Source organism: Robertmurraya sp. (genome assembly GCF_036676585.1).
Taxonomy (GTDB): domain Bacteria; phylum Bacillota; class Bacilli; order Bacillales; family Cytobacillaceae; genus Robertmurraya_A.
In genome coordinates, this window is the sequence record NZ_JAKFCQ010000055.1 from 77,708 (window position 1) to 94,552 (window position 16,845).

General features: G+C 36.7%; 19 protein-coding genes. 12 read left to right on the top strand and 7 right to left on the bottom strand.

Annotated elements, in window-relative coordinates; translation table 11 throughout:
• Nucleotides 1–8: 8 nt before the first annotated feature.
• Nucleotides 9–143 (top strand): hypothetical protein, encoded by a 135-nt coding sequence (locus ACGLXV_RS06970; RefSeq protein WP_276131113.1) that lies wholly within the window; start codon nucleotides 9–11, stop codon nucleotides 141–143.
• A 30-nt stretch (nucleotides 144–173) separates the two neighbouring features.
• On the opposite strand, the gene ACGLXV_RS06975 is transcribed toward ACGLXV_RS06970, so the two are convergent.
• Nucleotides 174–776, bottom strand: coding sequence for an SCO family protein (locus tag ACGLXV_RS06975; protein ID WP_391558057.1), 603 nt, complete (start codon nucleotides 774–776; stop codon nucleotides 174–176).
• Between the two features lie 161 nt (nucleotides 777–937).
• Here ACGLXV_RS06975 and ACGLXV_RS06980 point away from each other — a divergent pair, with 161 nt between their 5' ends.
• Nucleotides 938–1,039: a YjcZ family sporulation protein gene (locus tag ACGLXV_RS06980; protein ID WP_119708667.1), complete on the top strand. Its 102-nt coding sequence runs from the start codon at nucleotides 938–940 to the stop codon at nucleotides 1,037–1,039.
• Nucleotides 1,040–1,092: 53 nt separating this feature from the next.
• Here the strand turns inward: ACGLXV_RS06980 and ACGLXV_RS06985 are convergent, their stop codons facing one another.
• Entirely contained in the window at nucleotides 1,093–2,577 is a 1,485-nt protein-coding gene (locus ACGLXV_RS06985) for an aldehyde dehydrogenase family protein (RefSeq protein WP_119708666.1), read from the bottom strand.
• A gap of 177 nt (nucleotides 2,578–2,754) precedes the next feature.
• Nucleotides 2,755–3,456 carry a Crp/Fnr family transcriptional regulator gene (locus tag ACGLXV_RS06990; RefSeq protein WP_119708665.1) on the bottom strand — a complete coding sequence of 234 codons (702 nt, stop codon included), beginning with the start codon at nucleotides 3,454–3,456 and terminating at the stop codon, nucleotides 2,755–2,757.
• Nucleotides 3,457–3,811: 355 nt separating this feature from the next.
• On the opposite strand from ACGLXV_RS06990, the gene ACGLXV_RS06995 reads away from it, so the two are divergent.
• The 5 genes from ACGLXV_RS06995 to ACGLXV_RS07015 all read left to right on the top strand — a co-directional run bounded on the left by ACGLXV_RS06995 (nucleotide 3,812) and on the right by ACGLXV_RS07015 (nucleotide 5,731).
• Nucleotides 3,812–4,660, top strand: a complete 849-nt coding sequence (locus tag ACGLXV_RS06995; RefSeq protein WP_119708664.1) for a formate/nitrite transporter family protein — start codon at nucleotides 3,812–3,814, stop codon at nucleotides 4,658–4,660.
• Nucleotides 4,661–4,710: 50 nt separating this feature from the next.
• Nucleotides 4,711–5,070 carry a hypothetical protein gene (locus ACGLXV_RS07000; protein WP_391558058.1) on the top strand — a complete coding sequence of 120 codons (360 nt, stop codon included), beginning with the start codon at nucleotides 4,711–4,713 and terminating at the stop codon, nucleotides 5,068–5,070.
• 85 nt (nucleotides 5,071–5,155) lie between these two features.
• Complete coding sequence (locus ACGLXV_RS07005) at nucleotides 5,156–5,263, top strand: YjcZ family sporulation protein (RefSeq protein ID WP_084361915.1); 108 nt, start codon at nucleotides 5,156–5,158, stop codon at nucleotides 5,261–5,263.
• Between the two features lie 30 nt (nucleotides 5,264–5,293).
• Nucleotides 5,294–5,407 carry a YjcZ family sporulation protein gene (locus ACGLXV_RS07010; protein ID WP_119708663.1) on the top strand — a complete coding sequence of 38 codons (114 nt, stop codon included), beginning with the start codon at nucleotides 5,294–5,296 and terminating at the stop codon, nucleotides 5,405–5,407.
• A 42-nt stretch (nucleotides 5,408–5,449) separates the two neighbouring features.
• Nucleotides 5,450–5,731 carry a cold-inducible protein YdjO-related protein gene (locus ACGLXV_RS07015; RefSeq protein WP_240390575.1) on the top strand — a complete coding sequence of 94 codons (282 nt, stop codon included), beginning with the start codon at nucleotides 5,450–5,452 and terminating at the stop codon, nucleotides 5,729–5,731.
• A 30-nt stretch (nucleotides 5,732–5,761) separates the two neighbouring features.
• Here the strand turns inward: ACGLXV_RS07015 and ACGLXV_RS07020 are convergent, their stop codons facing one another.
• The 3 genes from ACGLXV_RS07020 to yhfH form a co-directional block, all read right to left on the bottom strand.
• On the bottom strand, nucleotides 5,762–6,013 hold the full coding sequence (locus ACGLXV_RS07020; protein ID WP_391558134.1) for a transcriptional regulator SplA domain-containing protein: 252 nt from the start codon (nucleotides 6,011–6,013) through the stop codon (nucleotides 5,762–5,764).
• 842 nt (nucleotides 6,014–6,855) lie between these two features.
• On the bottom strand, nucleotides 6,856–8,670 hold the full coding sequence (gene pepF / locus ACGLXV_RS07025; protein ID WP_391558059.1) for an oligoendopeptidase F: 1,815 nt from the start codon (nucleotides 8,668–8,670) through the stop codon (nucleotides 6,856–6,858).
• Between the two features lie 145 nt (nucleotides 8,671–8,815).
• Nucleotides 8,816–8,953: a protein YhfH gene (gene yhfH / locus ACGLXV_RS07030; protein ID WP_119708660.1), complete on the bottom strand. Its 138-nt coding sequence runs from the start codon at nucleotides 8,951–8,953 to the stop codon at nucleotides 8,816–8,818.
• Between the two features lie 267 nt (nucleotides 8,954–9,220).
• On the opposite strand from yhfH, the gene ACGLXV_RS07035 reads away from it, so the two are divergent.
• Nucleotides 9,221–11,383, top strand: coding sequence for a PAS domain-containing protein (locus ACGLXV_RS07035; RefSeq protein ID WP_391558060.1), 2,163 nt, complete (start codon nucleotides 9,221–9,223; stop codon nucleotides 11,381–11,383).
• Between the two features lie 37 nt (nucleotides 11,384–11,420).
• On the opposite strand, the gene ACGLXV_RS07040 is transcribed toward ACGLXV_RS07035, so the two are convergent.
• The gene (locus ACGLXV_RS07040) at nucleotides 11,421–12,143 is read right to left on the bottom strand and encodes a hypothetical protein (protein WP_119708658.1); all 723 of its coding nucleotides are present in this window, start codon (nucleotides 12,141–12,143) and stop codon (nucleotides 11,421–11,423) included.
• 137 nt (nucleotides 12,144–12,280) lie between these two features.
• On the opposite strand from ACGLXV_RS07040, the gene ACGLXV_RS07045 reads away from it, so the two are divergent.
• From ACGLXV_RS07045 to ACGLXV_RS07060, 4 genes are all read left to right on the top strand, one after another.
• Entirely contained in the window at nucleotides 12,281–12,703 is a 423-nt protein-coding gene (locus ACGLXV_RS07045) for a hypothetical protein (RefSeq protein WP_391558061.1), read from the top strand.
• A gap of 106 nt (nucleotides 12,704–12,809) precedes the next feature.
• On the top strand, nucleotides 12,810–13,844 hold the full coding sequence (ltaE, locus tag ACGLXV_RS07050; protein ID WP_391558062.1) for a low-specificity L-threonine aldolase: 1,035 nt from the start codon (nucleotides 12,810–12,812) through the stop codon (nucleotides 13,842–13,844).
• A gap of 505 nt (nucleotides 13,845–14,349) precedes the next feature.
• Nucleotides 14,350–15,048 (top strand): CAP domain-containing protein, encoded by a 699-nt coding sequence (locus ACGLXV_RS07055; protein ID WP_391558135.1) that lies wholly within the window; start codon nucleotides 14,350–14,352, stop codon nucleotides 15,046–15,048.
• Nucleotides 15,049–15,191: 143 nt separating this feature from the next.
• Nucleotides 15,192–16,832 (top strand): DUF6044 family protein, encoded by a 1,641-nt coding sequence (locus tag ACGLXV_RS07060; RefSeq protein WP_391558136.1) that lies wholly within the window; start codon nucleotides 15,192–15,194, stop codon nucleotides 16,830–16,832.
• Nucleotides 16,833–16,845 lie beyond the last annotated feature (13 nt).

The following is a 16,845-nucleotide window of genomic DNA, read 5'->3' on the forward strand; positions in this document are numbered from 1 at the left end:
TCTTTAATATGGCTAAAAAACAATTAATAGACTTAGTTAATCGGTTAAAGGGGTCAGGAATTAAGGTAAGCTTTTCAAAACCTCGCCCAAAATCAATTCTCCTATTACAGCAACAGGCAAAATTATCATCTACAACAAATTAATAAAACGAGCGGCTATTGACGCCGCTCGTTTTATTGTATTTCCTTCATAATTTTATTAAAGACATCTTCTCGATTAAAATCATCACCCATAGGGAATTTCTTAATGAATTTATTGTTTTCATCTACTAGAAAAACGAAAGTAGAGTGGACATAGAATCCATCACCTGGATCTCTATATTGAAACTGAAAGGTATTGGCTAAACGTTCAATATCCTTTTGATCTTCCTTAATATGATTGGGGTCTCCAGTTAAGAAGATCCAGTTTCCATCGTCTTTAATTTCAAAATGGGACATGTGACTTTTCATCACTTCCGGTGTGTCACGATAGGAATCAATACTAACGGTTAGAAATTGAATTTTATCTCCGAATACGCCTTCCTCTTCAAGATCCTTTTTTAATTGATTCATTTTCAATGTTGTGGTTGGGCAAATATCAGGACAATGCGTATACATAAATTCAACTAGTTTTATTTTTTTCTCTGTTTTACTAAAATCAAAGCTTTCATTGTTCATTGTTGTTAAAACGATATCATCAGGAATGGTTGCATTTGCATCACGAATTAAAAAAAAGGATATACCAGCAGTTATACCAACGATGACAATAATTGAACAAATTATATATATTTTCTTCATGAACATACCCCCTCTATTTAAGATAATGAATCTTGAAGGAAAATCCTATGGACATATTGTGAACATATTTAATTGACCCCATATAGGACATTCATCTATACCGTTGACATCCCGTCTGAATACACTAGGAGTGAAAAGGCTATAGAGGAGGGTTAAATAACATGAGTGGAAATTATGGAGGCGGCTTCGCTTTAATCGTTGTCCTGTTTATCTTGCTAATCGTTGTTGGAGCAGGATTCTTCGGTGGAGGCTACGGCTACTAATATTTGTATATAAAAAAAGCGAGAGGGAAGACCCTCTCGCTTTCTTGTGGTTATTAATTCATACCGATCCAAACACTCTTAACTTCGGTATAGTTGTTGAGTGCATAAGAGCCCATTTCACGACCAAGACCAGATTGCTTATATCCACCGAACGGAGAAGCGGCATCAAATGCGTTGTAGCAGTTCACCCAAACCGTTCCAGCTCGTAAATTGTTTGCTACGTAGTGTGCTTGAGCTACGTCACGTGTCCATAACCCAGCAGCTAAGCCGTATTCACTTTGATTAGCACGAGCAATAAGCTCATCTAAGTCTTCATATGGAAGGGCAGAAATAACAGGGCCAAATATTTCTTCTTTAGCGATCGTCATTTGGTCACTAACATTGGCGAAGATCGTTGGTGAAACAAAGTATCCTTGCTCATATGGACTATTTCCACCAACCAATAGCTCGGCTCCTTCGTCAATTCCTTTTTCAATATACCCAAGAACGCGTTTTTGTTGTGTACTTGAAACAAGAGGTCCGATTTCTGTGTCAGAGTGTAGACCTGCCCCCTGCTTTATGTTCTTCGCATGACTCACCATATCAGCAACAACATTATCAAATTGCTTTTTCTGAATGAAGACACGAGAACCCGCACAGCACACTTGACCTTGGTTAAACATAACCCCATTTAGTGCTCCAGGAATTGCTTTTGAAAGATCAGCATCTGGCAGCAGGATGTTTGGTGATTTTCCGCCAAGTTCTAGGGTTACTCTCTTTAAGGTTTTTGCTGCTCTCTCCATAATCATTTTCCCAATTTCAGTTGAACCGGTGAAAGCAATTTTGTCAACTTGTGGATGGTCAACAAGCGGTTGACCTGCTGTTTCACCGAATCCAGGAATGATATTGACAACACCAGGAGGGAAGCCTGCCTCTTGAATTAACTCAGCTAAGTATAGGGCAGAAAGAGGTGTTTGCTCTGCTGGTTTTAGTACGATTGTACATCCTGTTGCTAGTGCAGCACCTAATTTCCACATTGCCATTAGAAGAGGGAAGTTCCAAGGAATAATTTGTCCAACAACACCGACCGCTTCGTGTCGTGTATAGTTAAAGTACGGCCCATTAACCGGAATAGTTTGCCCAACAATTTTCGTTGCCCAGCCAGCATAATATCGCATATGTTCAACAGCTAAAGGAATATCAGCATTCGTTGTTTCTCTAATTGGTTTACCGTTGTCCAATGTCTCAAGTTGAGCTAGTTCAGCTGCATTTTCTTCCATTAGGTCAGCAAGCTTATACATTAATCTACTTCTTTGAGCACTACCCATTTTTGACCAAGGACCTTCATCGAAAGCTTTTCTAGCTGCCTTCACAGCAAGGTCTACATCTACTTCATTGGCTTCAAAAACAGTTGCAAGCACTTCGCCAGTAGCAGGGTTATAGGTTTCGAATGTCTTTTGAGTTTGACTCTCGACGAATTCTCCATTAATAAAGAGCTTCTTTTTACCTGATAGGAACTTCTCTACTTTTTCATGCAATTGAACAGTTAATTGACTCATTGTTTCCCTCCCGCTATTAAATGGTTAAGTAATTTCCAAACTATGACAACGCTTACATCGTTAATACTATCATTTTATAAAACTACTTTTCAATCATAAATATAGTGAATATTACGATAATATTTGACACGATTTTTCGACAAAAATAAAATAATCGCCTAAAAAAGGCGATTACGATTAATCAATATTACAATATTCAATCGGACAATTCTCACAATCTATTTCTTTTTTTAAATAATCTAGGTCATGGACAGTAATTATTTTTTTGCTAATAGAAATGATATGGTTCTTTCTTAATTCAGTCAGCATTCTACTAACGCTTTCTCTTGCTGTACCACAGAAATTCGCTAGATCTTGATTTGTTAATGGAACCGATATTTCAATTCCATTTTCTCTTAATACACCATAACTATTACATAACCGGATAATGGTAGAATAGAGTGCACCTTTTTTTCCATTTAACACTAAATCACGAAACTTAGTAATGGTTTTTCTTATATGATCATTCATCCATCGGAGGAATTCAAAAGCCAACTGACTATTTTTAAAAAAGGCTTGTTCAAGATCGGCAATATTTATGGCTGCTGCTTCACCATTCTCTATTATTTTAGCATTAAATATATACCTTGGATCCACAGTAAATAAGGTTAGTTCTCCTACAATATCATTATGCTTACAAAGTCTTAAACTCAGTTCATTTCCTTCGGCGTTCATTTTAGAAATTTGAACCTTACCTGATAAGATAATATACATTTCTCGTGCTTCTTGTCCTTCTTTAAACAGATAGCTTCCTTTTTTTATAGGTACAATTCGTTCAGCCGATTTTAATAATTCGCCAAGTTCGTAGGACAATTCTTCCTTATATTTTTGATTCACCATCGGTATCCTCCTTTAAGCGGGGCCATATATTTTATTTAAAAGAATGTCATGTAGCTGGTCAATATAGTTTACTTAATAAAGAGTTAACGTTTTGTGACAGAAATCACGTTAAATTTAAAAATTTCTTTTTAAAAGTGATATTTGTAACAGGGGAGAAAGGGAAGTTTTTAATATTCCTATATTGAAAACCCTAGTTTTCAATATTTTAATAATGAAATAAGGAGTGTGAAACCGCTTCATAAAGAGTCACCAAGCGTTCAATAGTTTTTCTATTAACAAAAGCAGGAAAGAGGGGTAAAATGACAGTAAATATTGTGATGTTTTTCACATTTTGAAAAGAGAAAGGATCCTGAACATGTATAATGAGCTTACACCCATTGAGGAAGCGGCATTAAACGCTAAGAAAAAAAGAGATACTTGGATGTCATCTAAATTACATTACTTTATTAAAGCGATGCTTGCTGGGGTCTATATTGGTTTCGGAATCATGGTATCTTATAAAACTGGGGAATTTTTCTTTGATGCCGGGTCTCCATCTGCCATGATGTTGGTAGCTATTTTCTTTGGGACTGCACTAGTTATGATTATTTACGGTGGGGCGGAGTTGTTTACTAGTAACACAATGACAATGACCATAGGAACGTTAAAAAAGGAAACTACCTGGTATGAGACGTTCCAAGTCTGGGTGGCTTGTTACTTTGGAAATTTAGCAGGTGCATTGTTTTTTTCTCTTCTGATCATGCTATCAGGCTTATTTTTATCTCCAGACAAATCGCAGCTTTTGATGGACGTTGCAAGTTATAAGATGCACGGACATACCTTGGAAATCTTTTTTCGTGCGATTCTTTGTAATTGGCTCGTATGTTTAGCCATTTGGTTACCAATGCATGTAAAAGGTGACGTAGCAAAACTCCTTTTAACCCTCTTACTTGTATTTGGTTTTGTTATCTCTGGCTATGAACACAGTATTGCAAATATGGCACTATTTGGTATTGCACTAATGGTTCCACATCCAGAAACGATTACAATAGGGTCAGCTATCCATAACATCATACCTGTAACCATTGGAAACTTAATTGGCGGAAGTATTTTTGTCGGAGCTTTCTATGTGTACCTAAATAAAAAGCCTGTTGTGAAAGATAAGAAAGTACTAGAAAATGAAGTTTCTTTTTCCGTTTCTGAGAAGAGAGTAGCAAAAATGTAAAAATTTAATGGTATGCAATCACTCCTTGATATAGCTCAAGGAGTTTTTTGATGAAGAAGCCCTGTGCGTCTGTACGTACTTCACTCCCAATGGTCACATATGATAAATGTGTACAAACCATCGGAGGTGAGAAAGTGTCAAATAGAAACTACTATGAAATGTGTCGTGGCGGTGTTGGAAGACCAGTAAGAATAACAACAAGAGATGGTAGAACTCATACTGGAATGATCCATCGTGTTACTAATTCAAGAGTATATTTACAACCATTTGGACAAGGAAATAGAGGGAATTTCGGAGGATTTGCTTATCCATGGGGAAGAAGAGGTTATGGATATGGCTACGGTGGTTTTGCTGCAGGTATTGCTATTGGAGCAATCATCGGACTTGCATTCGTGTCATTCTTTTTCTGATAAGTTTGTTAATTAGTGAAAACGCCCATACAGGACAACTTTGCCACACATATACTGCCGATAGATGTCATGGGAGGTGGAAGTAATGAGCGCAGAAGCTGGATTCGGCTACGGCGGTGGATTTGCTTTGATCGTCGTTTTATTCATCCTATTGATTATTGTAGGAGCAGCATATGTAGGATGGGGATATTAATTAGTAATATAATAAAAGGGGTTGAAAGGTATGGGCTATAACTACGGATATGGTTATGGTGGATGTGGCTATGGATACGGAGGATTCGTGTTAATCGTTGTATTATTTATCTTATTAATCATTGTAGGCGCCTCTTGGTTATAAGAAGAAATAAACAACCTGCTCAAATGGGCAGGTTGTTTGTTTTTGGATACACAGGAAAAAATACTTTTAAAATATAATAAATTGTACATACTAAATAAAAAGAACGAAAGAATCTCTAGAATGGGGGCAATTGCTATGTTCTTTAACAGAAAAGCTCAAGAAGAAAAACCAGAAGATATTTTAATGGATATTGAAGTGTATTCATGTGCTGATAACGATTGTATTGGTTGGATGAGAAAAGAATTTGCAAGCTCCGATTTAAAATGTCCATTGTGCGGACATGACACAACAATGGAAGTTAGAGAGCTGCCCAAAATCAATTAGGGATTAGAAGCAAGGCGTAGCCTTGCTTCTTTAGTGTGTATCCGAATTAAAGTAGTGGTCATTAAATGCTTGTTTAGCAGCAGCTTCAGAAGCAAAAAGGGCATCGTCATCTTCAATTACATGAAAGGTCTCATTTAAGAATAAGGCGACTGCATCTGGATTATGAGGATGTTGTACGATTTCAGCGGCTCGTATATTAGATACAGTCGGAGTATGTGGGTTATTGTAAATCACAAACACCTCATCACCTACTTTGACCTCTTTTGGATTGATCATCTCCATCACATGATTACCTCCTTGAATTTGATAAGCATATATATATCGTTCTCATCAAATTCAAGTGTTATTCTTTCTGAAGACGTGGAAACGTTCACATAACTATCACAGTTATGGGGAGTATTCCTTTGTTCAGGTGATATAATAAGAGTGTAAAGAAAAACAAGTCAAAAAAAGAAAGGAGTTAACATTTTAGGAGACTCAACCATATAGTGTTCGTTCCGTAAGTAAGTGTACTGAGAACGAGTAAACTATAAAGTCCACACATAATCTATGAAGCGGTGAAAAGAAAGGAAAAATGTAAAATCCCTACTTTTTAATCACTACTTATTCAGTAAAAAGTTACTTAGTAAGTAGCAAAGACCTGAAGCTGAAATTCTCATTTTAAGTATTGTAGCTATATAGAGTTAGGAAAAAATAGTTACGAGAAAATAATAAAGGGGAAAGAAGCCAATGCCTTGGGTTAAGAAGTAGACCAAAAACGGAAATTTTGGTTATGGAAATTACAACTTCCTTTATGGAATTCTAATAAAGCTTCAATTATGTGAATATGAGTTAAAAAATTAAAACTAAATAAGGCTGTTTGTTATACGGAAGGAATACCTTCTCACTTCGCGAAGTAAGTGAGACCATCCAACGTAATCCTAACACGGAACAAACACACATCAGCAAAGTTTTAAAAAAGCTTAACCTTGTTATTTGAAGTAGGGAAATAACTAAACCGGAAGCAAAGCTGGTGAAAAATGGTTGGGTCCCCTAAGATGTTGACTTGCTCTCTAGTTTAACTAGAGAGCTTTTGTTTACTCAAAAAAGCACAGACTACGTAAAAATAATCTGTGCCATTTTTATTATTGATAGCTTGCTTCTAGTTCATCAATTAAAGTCCCTACGTAGCTTACGGCTTTCTCAATAGGGGCTGGTGTTGACATGTCAATTCCAGCATGTTTTAGCAGCTCTAATGGACGCAGAGTGCCCCCAGCTTTTAACACTTCTAACCAACGCTCAACAGCCGGTTGACCTTCTTCTTTTATTAACTGAGCCATAGCAGTTGAAGCAGTTAAGCCAGCGGAATACGTATATGGATATAGTCCCATATAGTAATGAGGCTGTCTCATCCATGTTAGACTTGCACCTTCATCAATTTCCACAGTATCTCCCCAGAAGTCAGTTAGTACATTTGCTTTTTGTTCGCAAAGTGTTTTAGCTGTTAATGGTACACCTTCCTCAGCTAAACGATAAACTCTTCTTTGGAATTCTCCCTCTAGAAGATGTGTAACAAAGTTATGGTAATACGTTCCTAACAATTGTAATACAACCCAGCGCTTCATTTGAACATCATTCGTTTGGGAGAGTAAGTAGTCACCCAAAAGCATTTCATTCATTGTTGAGGGGGCTTCAATAAAATACATGGATGGGCGAGTATTCATAATTCGTTGATTTTTGTTTGCTAAATAAAAATGTCCTGCGTGTCCAAGCTCATGGGCAAGTACAAAAGCACCTCTCATGGTGTCTGTCCATGTTATTAGAATATACGGGTGGGAGCCGTATGGGCTAGAACAGAACGCTCCGGTTGATTTCCCAACATTATCAGCTAAGTCAACCCATCTTTCCGTTAATCCTTTTTTCATGATGCTGCTATACTCAGGCCCCATTACTTTTAATGCTTCTAAAATCACTTGGCTTGCTTCCTCATAGGTCGTAGATGGATTAAAAGATGGATCTAAAGGTGCCTTTAAATCACAGAATCTCATCGTTTCAAGACCAAGAACACGCTTTTTTAACTGAGCAAACCTTCTCATATGCGGAGCAAGTTCCCTTTGAATAACATCTAATTGATTTTCGTAGGTAACTTTCTCAACCTTTTGTGGATGTAAAAGCATATCTGTTACAGAGTCATATCCTCGTAATTTAGACAAAGCGACTTGTTTTTTTACTTCTGTTGCATACACAGCAGCGTACGTATTTTTGTACTTGCTTAATGTAGAAACAAATGATTCATACGCATTTCTTCTCACTACTGGATCTGGTGAAAATTCGTATCGGTCTTCGAATAAAGCGAAGCTATTTGGTAACTCGTTTCCTTCGTCGTCTAAAAAAGAAGAAAAAGTCATATCGGCAGATTTACTTGTTTGATAAATTTGGTAAGGTGCTCCATGAACTTCCCCAAGAGCAGCAAGTACTTGTTCAGTTTCAGGGGATAAACGGTATTTTTTTGTATCTAGTAAATCAGCTAGCATATTCTGAAAAGGAAGGAGATTCGGTTGTTCTTGTACGAATTGTGAAAGGGTTCCTTCGTCAAGTTTTAGTAACTCTGAATCAATAAAAGATAATGATGAGTTTATTTTTGATAGTAGCGATGAAAGCTTTCCAACATTCGCTTGATTAGTTGGATTTGTTCCATCTTCTGATTGCCTTAAAGAAGCAAAAGTAGAAATTTTAATTAACTTATGGGTTAACTTTTCACGTTGTTCTAAACACTCAAGTAAAGTAGCGGAGTTTTCGGTTACTTTTCCTTTAAAAGCATCAAATAGACTTAGATCGTTTTCCACCAATTTGAGATTGTCTTGCCAAGTCTCTTCAGAATCAAACAAATCACTTAAGTCCCATGTTAAATGCTCAGGTACCTCTTCACGTAAATACCTTTTTTCAGATGTTTTCTCCATTTTCTTTCCTCCCCAACTATGTATTTCGTATTCCTAAGTATATACATTGTTAGTATACATGATTTGGAATGATTTTTCTAAATATTTTAACAAATCAACACAAAAAAACGGTGAGATTATCTAACCTCACCGTGCTCAGTTACTGTTACTCTTCCATTTTCTTTGAAAGGCATCTGTCACATTCCAAGATGTATGATTCAGCCTGTTCATGTACATGTTGACCACACTCGGGACAAACCTTTTTCGGTAAGGTACGGAAAAACTCAACTGGACTCATTAACATTTTTACTCCTCCTTATATAATACAGATAATTTAGATTTCCTTTGTTATAGAACAGTATACACGAGGAAATCCGAAATGTGTAGACCCTTTTCATAAAAAATTCAAAATATTTTATGAATTAGCGAAATGTTCTAAGATATCATTTTCGGTGGGAAAACTAAAGAAAATAATTGTGACAAAAACCAAAACTTTTTCTTTTATAAACGGTATCAATCCATTAAAATCAAGTAGATATATACTGTTTCTGAAAAGGAGGCATCTCTTTTTATGCAAGAAATTATTGGATCGTACAATCCTATTTTAATTTTTTCTGCATTTATTTTAACGATAATGGCTTCCTATACGTCAATGAACCTTGTTGCAATGCTTCATTCCTCCGAAAGAAATAGGAGGTTTTTATTAGTTGCCGGTACCTTATCGATGGGTGTTGGTATTTGGTTAATGAATTTTATCGGAATGCTTACTATAGATGGAGCGGCTTCCTTTCATTATCGTATTCCACTCATTTTATTATCACTTATTATTGGTATTTGCTTTGTAGGGCTTGCATTTTATACTGTTACAATACATCACTTCCATAAAACTAGTCTGTTATTAGGAAGTATTTTTATGACTTGTGCAGTTTTGTTCGTTCATATGGTTGGGATGCTAGGACTGGAAATCGTGTTTTCTTATGATCCTCTTATCCTTATCGTTGCTCTTATTTTGATGTGTGCATCATTTTGGTTCGTATTTTGGATGCTGTTTTTTGCTAAAAACTTTTCAGTTAGTCATCGCATTTGGATGAAGCCTTTAGCAGCTTTAGTATTAACGATAGCTATTGTAGAAGGGCATTTTTTACTTGTAAAATCAGCTGCAATTATTAGGTTTAAAAATACGGATCAATTAGGGAATATGTACGATGAACGGTTATTTATTTATTTTGTTCTTTTCTTATCGATAGTCATTTTAATTGGGTTAATTTCATCCTCAGCGTTTATCAGCAGAAAGTTGGCTATTACTGACACAAATCTTAAAGATATCACAGCTGCATTAGACGAGTCTTCCATTGTTGCTATTACAGATCCAAAAGGGAAAATTACCTTTGTTAACGACAAATTTGTTGAAATCTCTAAGTATCAAAGAGAAGAGCTTCTCGGTATGGATCATCGGATATTAAATTCAGGGTACCATCCACGTAGTTATTTCCAACAACTTTGGAAAGAGATTAGCTCAGGGAGAGTTTGGAAAGGGGAAATTCGAAATAGAGCGAAGGATGGAAACTTCTATTGGGTCGATACGACCATTGTTCCGTTTCTAGGAAAAAACGGCAAACCGTATCAATATGTCGCGATTCGACATGATATCACCAATAGAAAATTAGCAGAAGAGCAATTAAAAGATTCGTTAAAAGAAGTCAACGACATAAATTTTGCTTTAGATCAATCCTCCATTGTTGCTTTTACGGATGAAAAGGGAAAAATTACAAAAGTGAATGATAAATTTTGTGAGATTTCTAAATACACTCGTGAAGAGCTTATTGGGGAAGACCACAGAATATTAAACTCAGGGTTCCATTCCAAAGCTTTCTTTAAGGAGTTGTGGAGCACAATAGGGAACGGACATGTTTGGAAAGGTGAAATAAGAAACAAAGCAAAGGACGGAACATATTATTGGGTCGATACAACCATCATCCCGTTCATGAATGAAAAAGGGAAACCGTATCAGTACCTTGCGATAAGAAATGATATTACTGAAAGAAAGAAAACAGAAGAAACACTTCATCGTCAGGATAAGCTCGCTGCTGTTGGTCAATTAGCTGCCGGAGTGGCCCATGAAATACGAAACCCACTCACTTCCATGAAGGGATATGGAGAGTTTCTATTAGAGGATGAAACCGATCCACAAAGAAGAGAATTTATTGAGATAATTCTTGATGAGATTGGTCGTGTAAATACGATTGTTGAAGATTTTATGGTTCTTGCCAAGCCTAAGGCAGTAGAACTTGAAGAAAAAAATATTGTCACGATTATAAAAAATGTATTTTCACTATTAGAATTTGAAGCACGAAAAAAGCATGTGAAAATGAGCTTTGAAGCAAATGAAGAAATCATTCAAATCGAGTGTGATGAAGATAGACTAAAACAGGTGTTTCTAAACTTTGTAAAAAACGGCATTGAGGCTATGCCGAATGGTGGGGAATTAACTGTTAAAGTAAGTGTCGAGGATAACCAAGTACAAATCTCAATCCAAGATACGGGGGTTGGGATACCAGAGGATAAGCTCAAAAAGATTGGTGAACCGTTCTATACCACAAAAAAGGAAGGGAACGGTCTAGGGTTAATGGTTAGCTTTAAAATCATTGAGAGCCATCAAGGGAAAGTATATATAGAAAGTGAAATAAACAAAGGCACCACCTTTAATATCATATTACCTGCAAAAACTGCTTAAGCTTAAACCCCAGTCATTATGAACTGGGGTTTCTTTATTATTTTTGCTCATTTTTTTCTTTTTGTACAAAAAATCGATGAACAGGTTTAGCAACTTTGCTAAAGTTCGTCTCTATTTTTTCCGCCAAGTGTGATGCTCGCTCATAAATGGCCGTCTTTAAATGATCGAGTTGTCTTTGAATTTTTTCCGACATGGCCTCTTGATGGTCTAGCCTTTCCATCACTGTTTGATGAAATACCTCTTGTAATCCCATTTTCTCTGAAATCTCTTCGTACATATTTTCATGTACATGTAGTTGTTTCGTTAACTCAACTGTTTGTTGTTCGTGTGAAGACAGTGTTGAACTAAGCTCGAGTAAACGCTGATCTTGTAAAGATAGTTGATCCACCATTGCTTCATGCATAAGCCCTTCTTTTGTAATTTCATTAAGGACAAGTTCATTTTCTTTTTCAAGCTTTTCGAGTCTTTCAAGAATTTTTTGATTGGTTTTACTTTGTTCAATCATTATTGATGCAATCTCTCGTAAAGATTGTTCTGATCGGCTGATTTCTTGTAGTAGCTCATTAAATTTTATCTGCTGAGAGGAGGTGGTTTCACTAAGCGTGCTATGAAATGATTCAATGGATTGTGATAAAGTAGAGTTAGTCATTTTTTGGTTTTGTAGTACTTCTTGAAAGTAGGAATACCGGAATATGGTCTGATTGGAGTTTGGTTCTCCTTGATTGGAAAGTATTAACGGATTCTGATTATTTAACGGCATCAAATCTCTCCTTTATGGAATTAAAAGTAAATAGGTGGAACCCTTTCTTTATGTTATGATAAGTATCGATTATTTGTTTATAGGCGTTCTGCAAAACTGTGAAGTTAAAATGTCTTTAAATTGAGGGGGCATTTTTTATGGAGTTATTTTCTTTAGATTCTTCTGTTGAAACGAATGATATTAAGTTAACGGTTAATTCGGAGATATTAATGTTTTGGATTCATTTTTCATCTTTTCACTTGCATTGGCGTGGTTATGAGGTGGAAGATAACGAGGATATTGATGATGTAGAGAGGGAGCATCTTCATCATGAGTTGCAGTTCTTTGATTTTCTCTACCACAAGTTTTTAATGTATGTTCCAGAAGCTGACGGAGGAGGAGAGCATTTGATTATAATTTCCCTTCCATTACAGGTGGTTGAAAAAATCTTTTTTGAACTAGATGATTTTATTCAGTATTGTCAAATTTATGGAGAGAATGAATTATTAACGATAACGAAGAATTATAAGTCCACCTTCGCTACTTTATTTCAGGACATTAACCCAAATACATGTCATTAAACCTTAGTCATTACCAGAACTTTTTAAGATCTGGTTTTTTTTATACAAAAATAGTGGGACAAGTTTTATAATTTAGAAATACGAAATAAAAGGAAGTGTAAACATAGTGATTGATTTACGAAGTGACACAGTGACAAAACCGACAAAAGAAATGAGGGAGGCCGCTTTTAATGCAGAGGTTGGTGACGATGTATATGGAGAGGATCCTGCTGTAAATAAATTAGAAGAGGAAGCTGCTGCCATTCTTGGTAAGGAAGCGGCACTATTCGTAACAAGTGGGACACAAGGTAACCAAATTGCTGTTCTAACCCATTGCCGTTCGGGACAAGAACTTTTACTAGAAGCGGAATCACATATTTTTTATTATGAGTCAGGTGCGGTGTCCGCGTTAGCTGGAGTGCAAACTAGAACGATACAAGGCTCTAGAGGAGCGATGGATCCACAATTAGTACGTTCGGCTATTCGTCCCGAGGACATTCATTTTCCAGATACGGGCTTAATTTGCTTGGAAAATACACATAATCGTGCAGGTGGTGCGGTCGTTCCTGTTGAAAACATGAAACAGATCTATGAAATAGGAGCAGAAAATCATATTCCTGTTCACGTGGATGGAGCTAGGTTGTTTAATGCAGCTGCAGCTTTAGGTGTTTCTGTAACTGATTTTACGCAGTACTGTGATACTGTACAAGTATGTTTATCAAAAGGGCTTGGCGCACCTGTTGGTTCCATCTTGGCTGGAGATAAAGATTTTATTGTCAAAGCAAGAAAGTGGAGAAAAAGATTAGGTGGAGGATTACGGCAGGCTGGGCTGATTGCGGCACCAGCGTATGTAGCTTTAACCACTATGAGAGAAAGGTTAATTGAAGACCATCAGTTAGCTAGGAGCTTTTCTGATGCCCTTAAAAATATAAAGGGGATTCAAGTGGTCAATGAAGTTGAAACAAATATTGTGGTTGTTGATGTAGCAAATTTACAAATGAGCTCTCAAGCATTTGTAAATGAATTAGAAAAACAGGGAGTGCTAGCTGTCACCTTTGGACCAACCTCTGTTAGGTTTACCACTCATCATCAAGTGAACAAACTGGATATCGAACGTACCATTGATCTGGTTGCAAAGATATCAGCTGTACCATCAAAATAAAAGTCACCTGAGATAGCCTTCAATAAGGTTATCTTTTTTTTATGTCATTTTTCCTTGTTTATGCCATTTTTATTCTCGATTTTTCCCATCTATGTTTTGTCTCGAAAGAAGAAACAATACATATGTAACACTTATTTACTAAGAGGAGGGGTTTACATTGAACAAGCGTCTACTTTCTGTAGGTTTTTCTTTAATGTTGCTTACTGCTTGTAACAACAATGCAGCCGAAGATACTAATAACCGCACGACCGGTACTTCGGATGTAGGATTTACAAGTGACCAAGCATCAAGATATACAACAAACAGAACTCAACGAGTGAATAATACCGATATGAATCCTCTTGTTCGTTTAGGTCGAGGAGATCATCAATATCATATGGACTCCGATTACCGAGGCGGAAGAGAGATTGGCCGTACAGATGTGGGAACTAATCCGTCCCCAACCGATGATTATCGGTATGTGAAAAAAGGCAGAGGAGAGAATCGAGGCTTCGGAGCCGCTGGGATGAACGGGTCGTCAAACGAACAAGGAAAATCCAAAGCATTAGCGCATAACGGTGACATATTAAAAATTAAAACTGGCGTTATCACAATTGATCCAAATGCTTATAGTACAGGTACACCAAGTGGTAAATATCCACATAGCCAGATTATTAAGCAAGGTCAATGGAAGATTGTTACTGGTCAAGCTGGACAGCAACAACCAACACAACAACAGCCGAATGCCACACAGCCGCAACAAGCACCAACACAAAATCAAAACCAAGCAGCTCCTGCTCCTGCTGCCCCAGCTCCAGCACCAAAAACTACACCTGCTGCTGGATCCATTAGCTCTATTGAATCGCGAGTAATTGAGTTAACGAATGCGGAACGTAAAAAAGCTGGTTTACCTGCGCTTCAAGCTGATACAAAACTTAGTAACGTAGCTCGTGAGAAATCACGTGACATGCAACAAAAAGGATATTTCTCGCATACCAGTCCAACTTACGGCTCTCCATTCGATATGATGCGTGATTTCGGAATTACGTATCAAAGTGCTGGAGAGAACATTGCAAAAGGACAGAGAACTCCTGAGGAAGTTGTCCAGGCTTGGATGAATAGTGAAGGACACCGTAAAAACATTTTAAGTGGTAACTATTCACATATTGGTGTTGGTTATGTGGAAGCTGGAAACCATTGGACACAAATGTTTATTAAGAAGTAGTAAGAAAGCTCCCCTCAAGGGGGCTTTTTTTCGGTAAAAAAACAAAATGGAATAATTACGGTAATAATGCAAAAGTTAGAAATGGAGCTTTTTTGAATGAGGTGGCTAGTTTGTTCAAATCTTCAACTGTTTTTGAGCGAAGAATGTTCATGTTCGCAATAGTAGTTATAGCTGTGTATTTACTGCCTTTATTTGTACTAGGAGAAAATGCGCATATACGAGTTCATGATAACTTGGATTCCAATCTTGCTTGGTATAAAGTTCTTTCCCGTAGTGGGGAATTATTTGGAGGGATTGATGCCGTAATCCCACAAGTCATAAATGGTCTGCCTAGAAATGCATTTGGAACCGAATTTAGTGGAATTGTTTGGCTTCATCATTTTCTTCCAACGATGACGGCGTATGCCATTAGTCAGGCGATCACTCGTTTTTTTGCTTTTCTTGGAATGTACTTATTGCTTAGGGATTACTTTGTTTCAAATAGTCCTGATACGGTAATTCGTATAGGTGTCGCATTAGCGTTTGCGTTAACTCCCTTTTGGCCATCAGGGATGTTAAGTACACTTGGTATGCCTTTGGCCTTATGGGCATTCCTTAATGTTCATAGTGGAAAGAAAACTTGGAATAACGTAATCATTTTTACTTTTTTACCTTTCTATTCTAGCTTTGTACTAGGTTTTTTCTTCTTTTTGGTAGCGATGGGTATCTTTTGGTTCTACGAGCTTTTAACGAGAAAAAAGCTTCAAATTCGATTTTTTCTTTCTATCGTGTACATGGCATTGGTTTTTTTACTCGTAGAATATCGTCTAGTTAGCTCCTTCCTCGTTGCTGGTGAACCGAACAGTCGAGATGAATATATTCATGCTACGTTACCATTATGGCGCGTGATTCGCTTAACCTTTAAGAATTTCATCCTAGGACATACACATGTGATGACCGTTCATGGTTTAGTCATCCTCCCGATTCTCTTAATAGCCCTTTTTTTAGTACTAAAAAACAAGAGTTGGAAAGTTCATAAAGTGTATCTTACCTTGTTCGTAATAAACTTTTTCTTATCCCTTTGGTATGCATTTTGGTTTTATGAAGGTTGGGCTCCGATCGTAGAAAGATTTCATTTTTTGAATACGTTTAATTTCGCAAGGTTTCACTTTCTTAGACCACTTATTATTTATATCAATTTCGCACAAGCGTTGTTCATTATTAAGTCATACATTCAAAAAAACGGATATATTCGTTACATCCTTGTTGCACAGATCATGCTGTTATTTGCCTTTAATGAAGAGATCATTAATCATCGAAAGCCAACCGTAAAACAATTTTACGCAACAGAACAATTTGCTAACATAAAAGCGTTTATAGGAAGACCAGTAAACGACTATCGTGTGGTAAGTATCGGAATTCACCCAGCAATCGCACAGTATAACGGTTTCTACACACTTGATACGTATAATAACTTCTATCCTTTAACTTATAAGCATCAATTTCGAACTATTATTGAAAAGGAATTAAGTAAGAACAAAAAAATCAAAAGATATTTCGATGAATGGGGGGGAAGATGCTATATTTTTACAGCCCAAATTGGAAAGCATTATATGGTCAAAAAGAATTCTTCTAAAACTCTAAAAAATTTGCAGCTGCAGCCATCTAAATTAAAGGAATTAGGTGGAGAGTATGTATTTTCAGCAATGCCTATTAAGAATGCGAATGAAAACAAATTACAGCTTGAAAAAATATTCCAATCGGAAAACTCTGCTTGGACCATTTATTTATACAAATTATATTAAACAGCTAGGAGGA

Excerpts from the sequence above, each read along its gene's own strand:
- ACGLXV_RS07020 (WP_391558134.1), bottom strand. The coding sequence starts at position 6,013 with ATGGAGATGATCAATCCAAAAGAGGTCAAAGTAGGTGATGAGGTGTTT.
- ACGLXV_RS07005 (WP_084361915.1), top strand. The coding sequence starts at position 5,156 with ATGAGCGCAGAAGCTGGATTCGGCTACGGCGGTGGATTTGCTTTGATC.
- ACGLXV_RS06980 (WP_119708667.1), top strand. The coding sequence starts at position 938 with ATGAGTGGAAATTATGGAGGCGGCTTCGCTTTAATCGTTGTCCTGTTT.
- ACGLXV_RS06970 (WP_276131113.1), top strand. The coding sequence starts at position 9 with ATGGCTAAAAAACAATTAATAGACTTAGTTAATCGGTTAAAGGGGTCA.
- ACGLXV_RS07010 (WP_119708663.1), top strand. The coding sequence starts at position 5,294 with ATGGGCTATAACTACGGATATGGTTATGGTGGATGTGGCTATGGATAC.
- ACGLXV_RS07040 (WP_119708658.1), bottom strand. The coding sequence starts at position 12,143 with ATGCCGTTAAATAATCAGAATCCGTTAATACTTTCCAATCAAGGAGAA.
- ACGLXV_RS06975 (WP_391558057.1), bottom strand. The coding sequence starts at position 776 with ATGAAGAAAATATATATAATTTGTTCAATTATTGTCATCGTTGGTATA.
- ACGLXV_RS06985 (WP_119708666.1), bottom strand. The coding sequence starts at position 2,577 with ATGAGTCAATTAACTGTTCAATTGCATGAAAAAGTAGAGAAGTTCCTA.
- ACGLXV_RS06990 (WP_119708665.1), bottom strand. The coding sequence starts at position 3,456 with ATGGTGAATCAAAAATATAAGGAAGAATTGTCCTACGAACTTGGCGAA.
- ACGLXV_RS07060 (WP_391558136.1), top strand. The coding sequence starts at position 15,192 with ATGTTCATGTTCGCAATAGTAGTTATAGCTGTGTATTTACTGCCTTTA.
- ACGLXV_RS07055 (WP_391558135.1), top strand. The coding sequence starts at position 14,350 with ATGAACGGGTCGTCAAACGAACAAGGAAAATCCAAAGCATTAGCGCAT.
- yhfH (WP_119708660.1), bottom strand. The coding sequence starts at position 8,953 with ATGTTAATGAGTCCAGTTGAGTTTTTCCGTACCTTACCGAAAAAGGTT.
- ACGLXV_RS06995 (WP_119708664.1), top strand. The coding sequence starts at position 3,812 with ATGTATAATGAGCTTACACCCATTGAGGAAGCGGCATTAAACGCTAAG.
- pepF (WP_391558059.1), bottom strand. The coding sequence starts at position 8,670 with ATGGAGAAAACATCTGAAAAAAGGTATTTACGTGAAGAGGTACCTGAG.
- ACGLXV_RS07000 (WP_391558058.1), top strand. The coding sequence starts at position 4,711 with ATGAAGAAGCCCTGTGCGTCTGTACGTACTTCACTCCCAATGGTCACA.
- ACGLXV_RS07045 (WP_391558061.1), top strand. The coding sequence starts at position 12,281 with ATGGAGTTATTTTCTTTAGATTCTTCTGTTGAAACGAATGATATTAAG.
- ACGLXV_RS07035 (WP_391558060.1), top strand. The coding sequence starts at position 9,221 with ATGCAAGAAATTATTGGATCGTACAATCCTATTTTAATTTTTTCTGCA.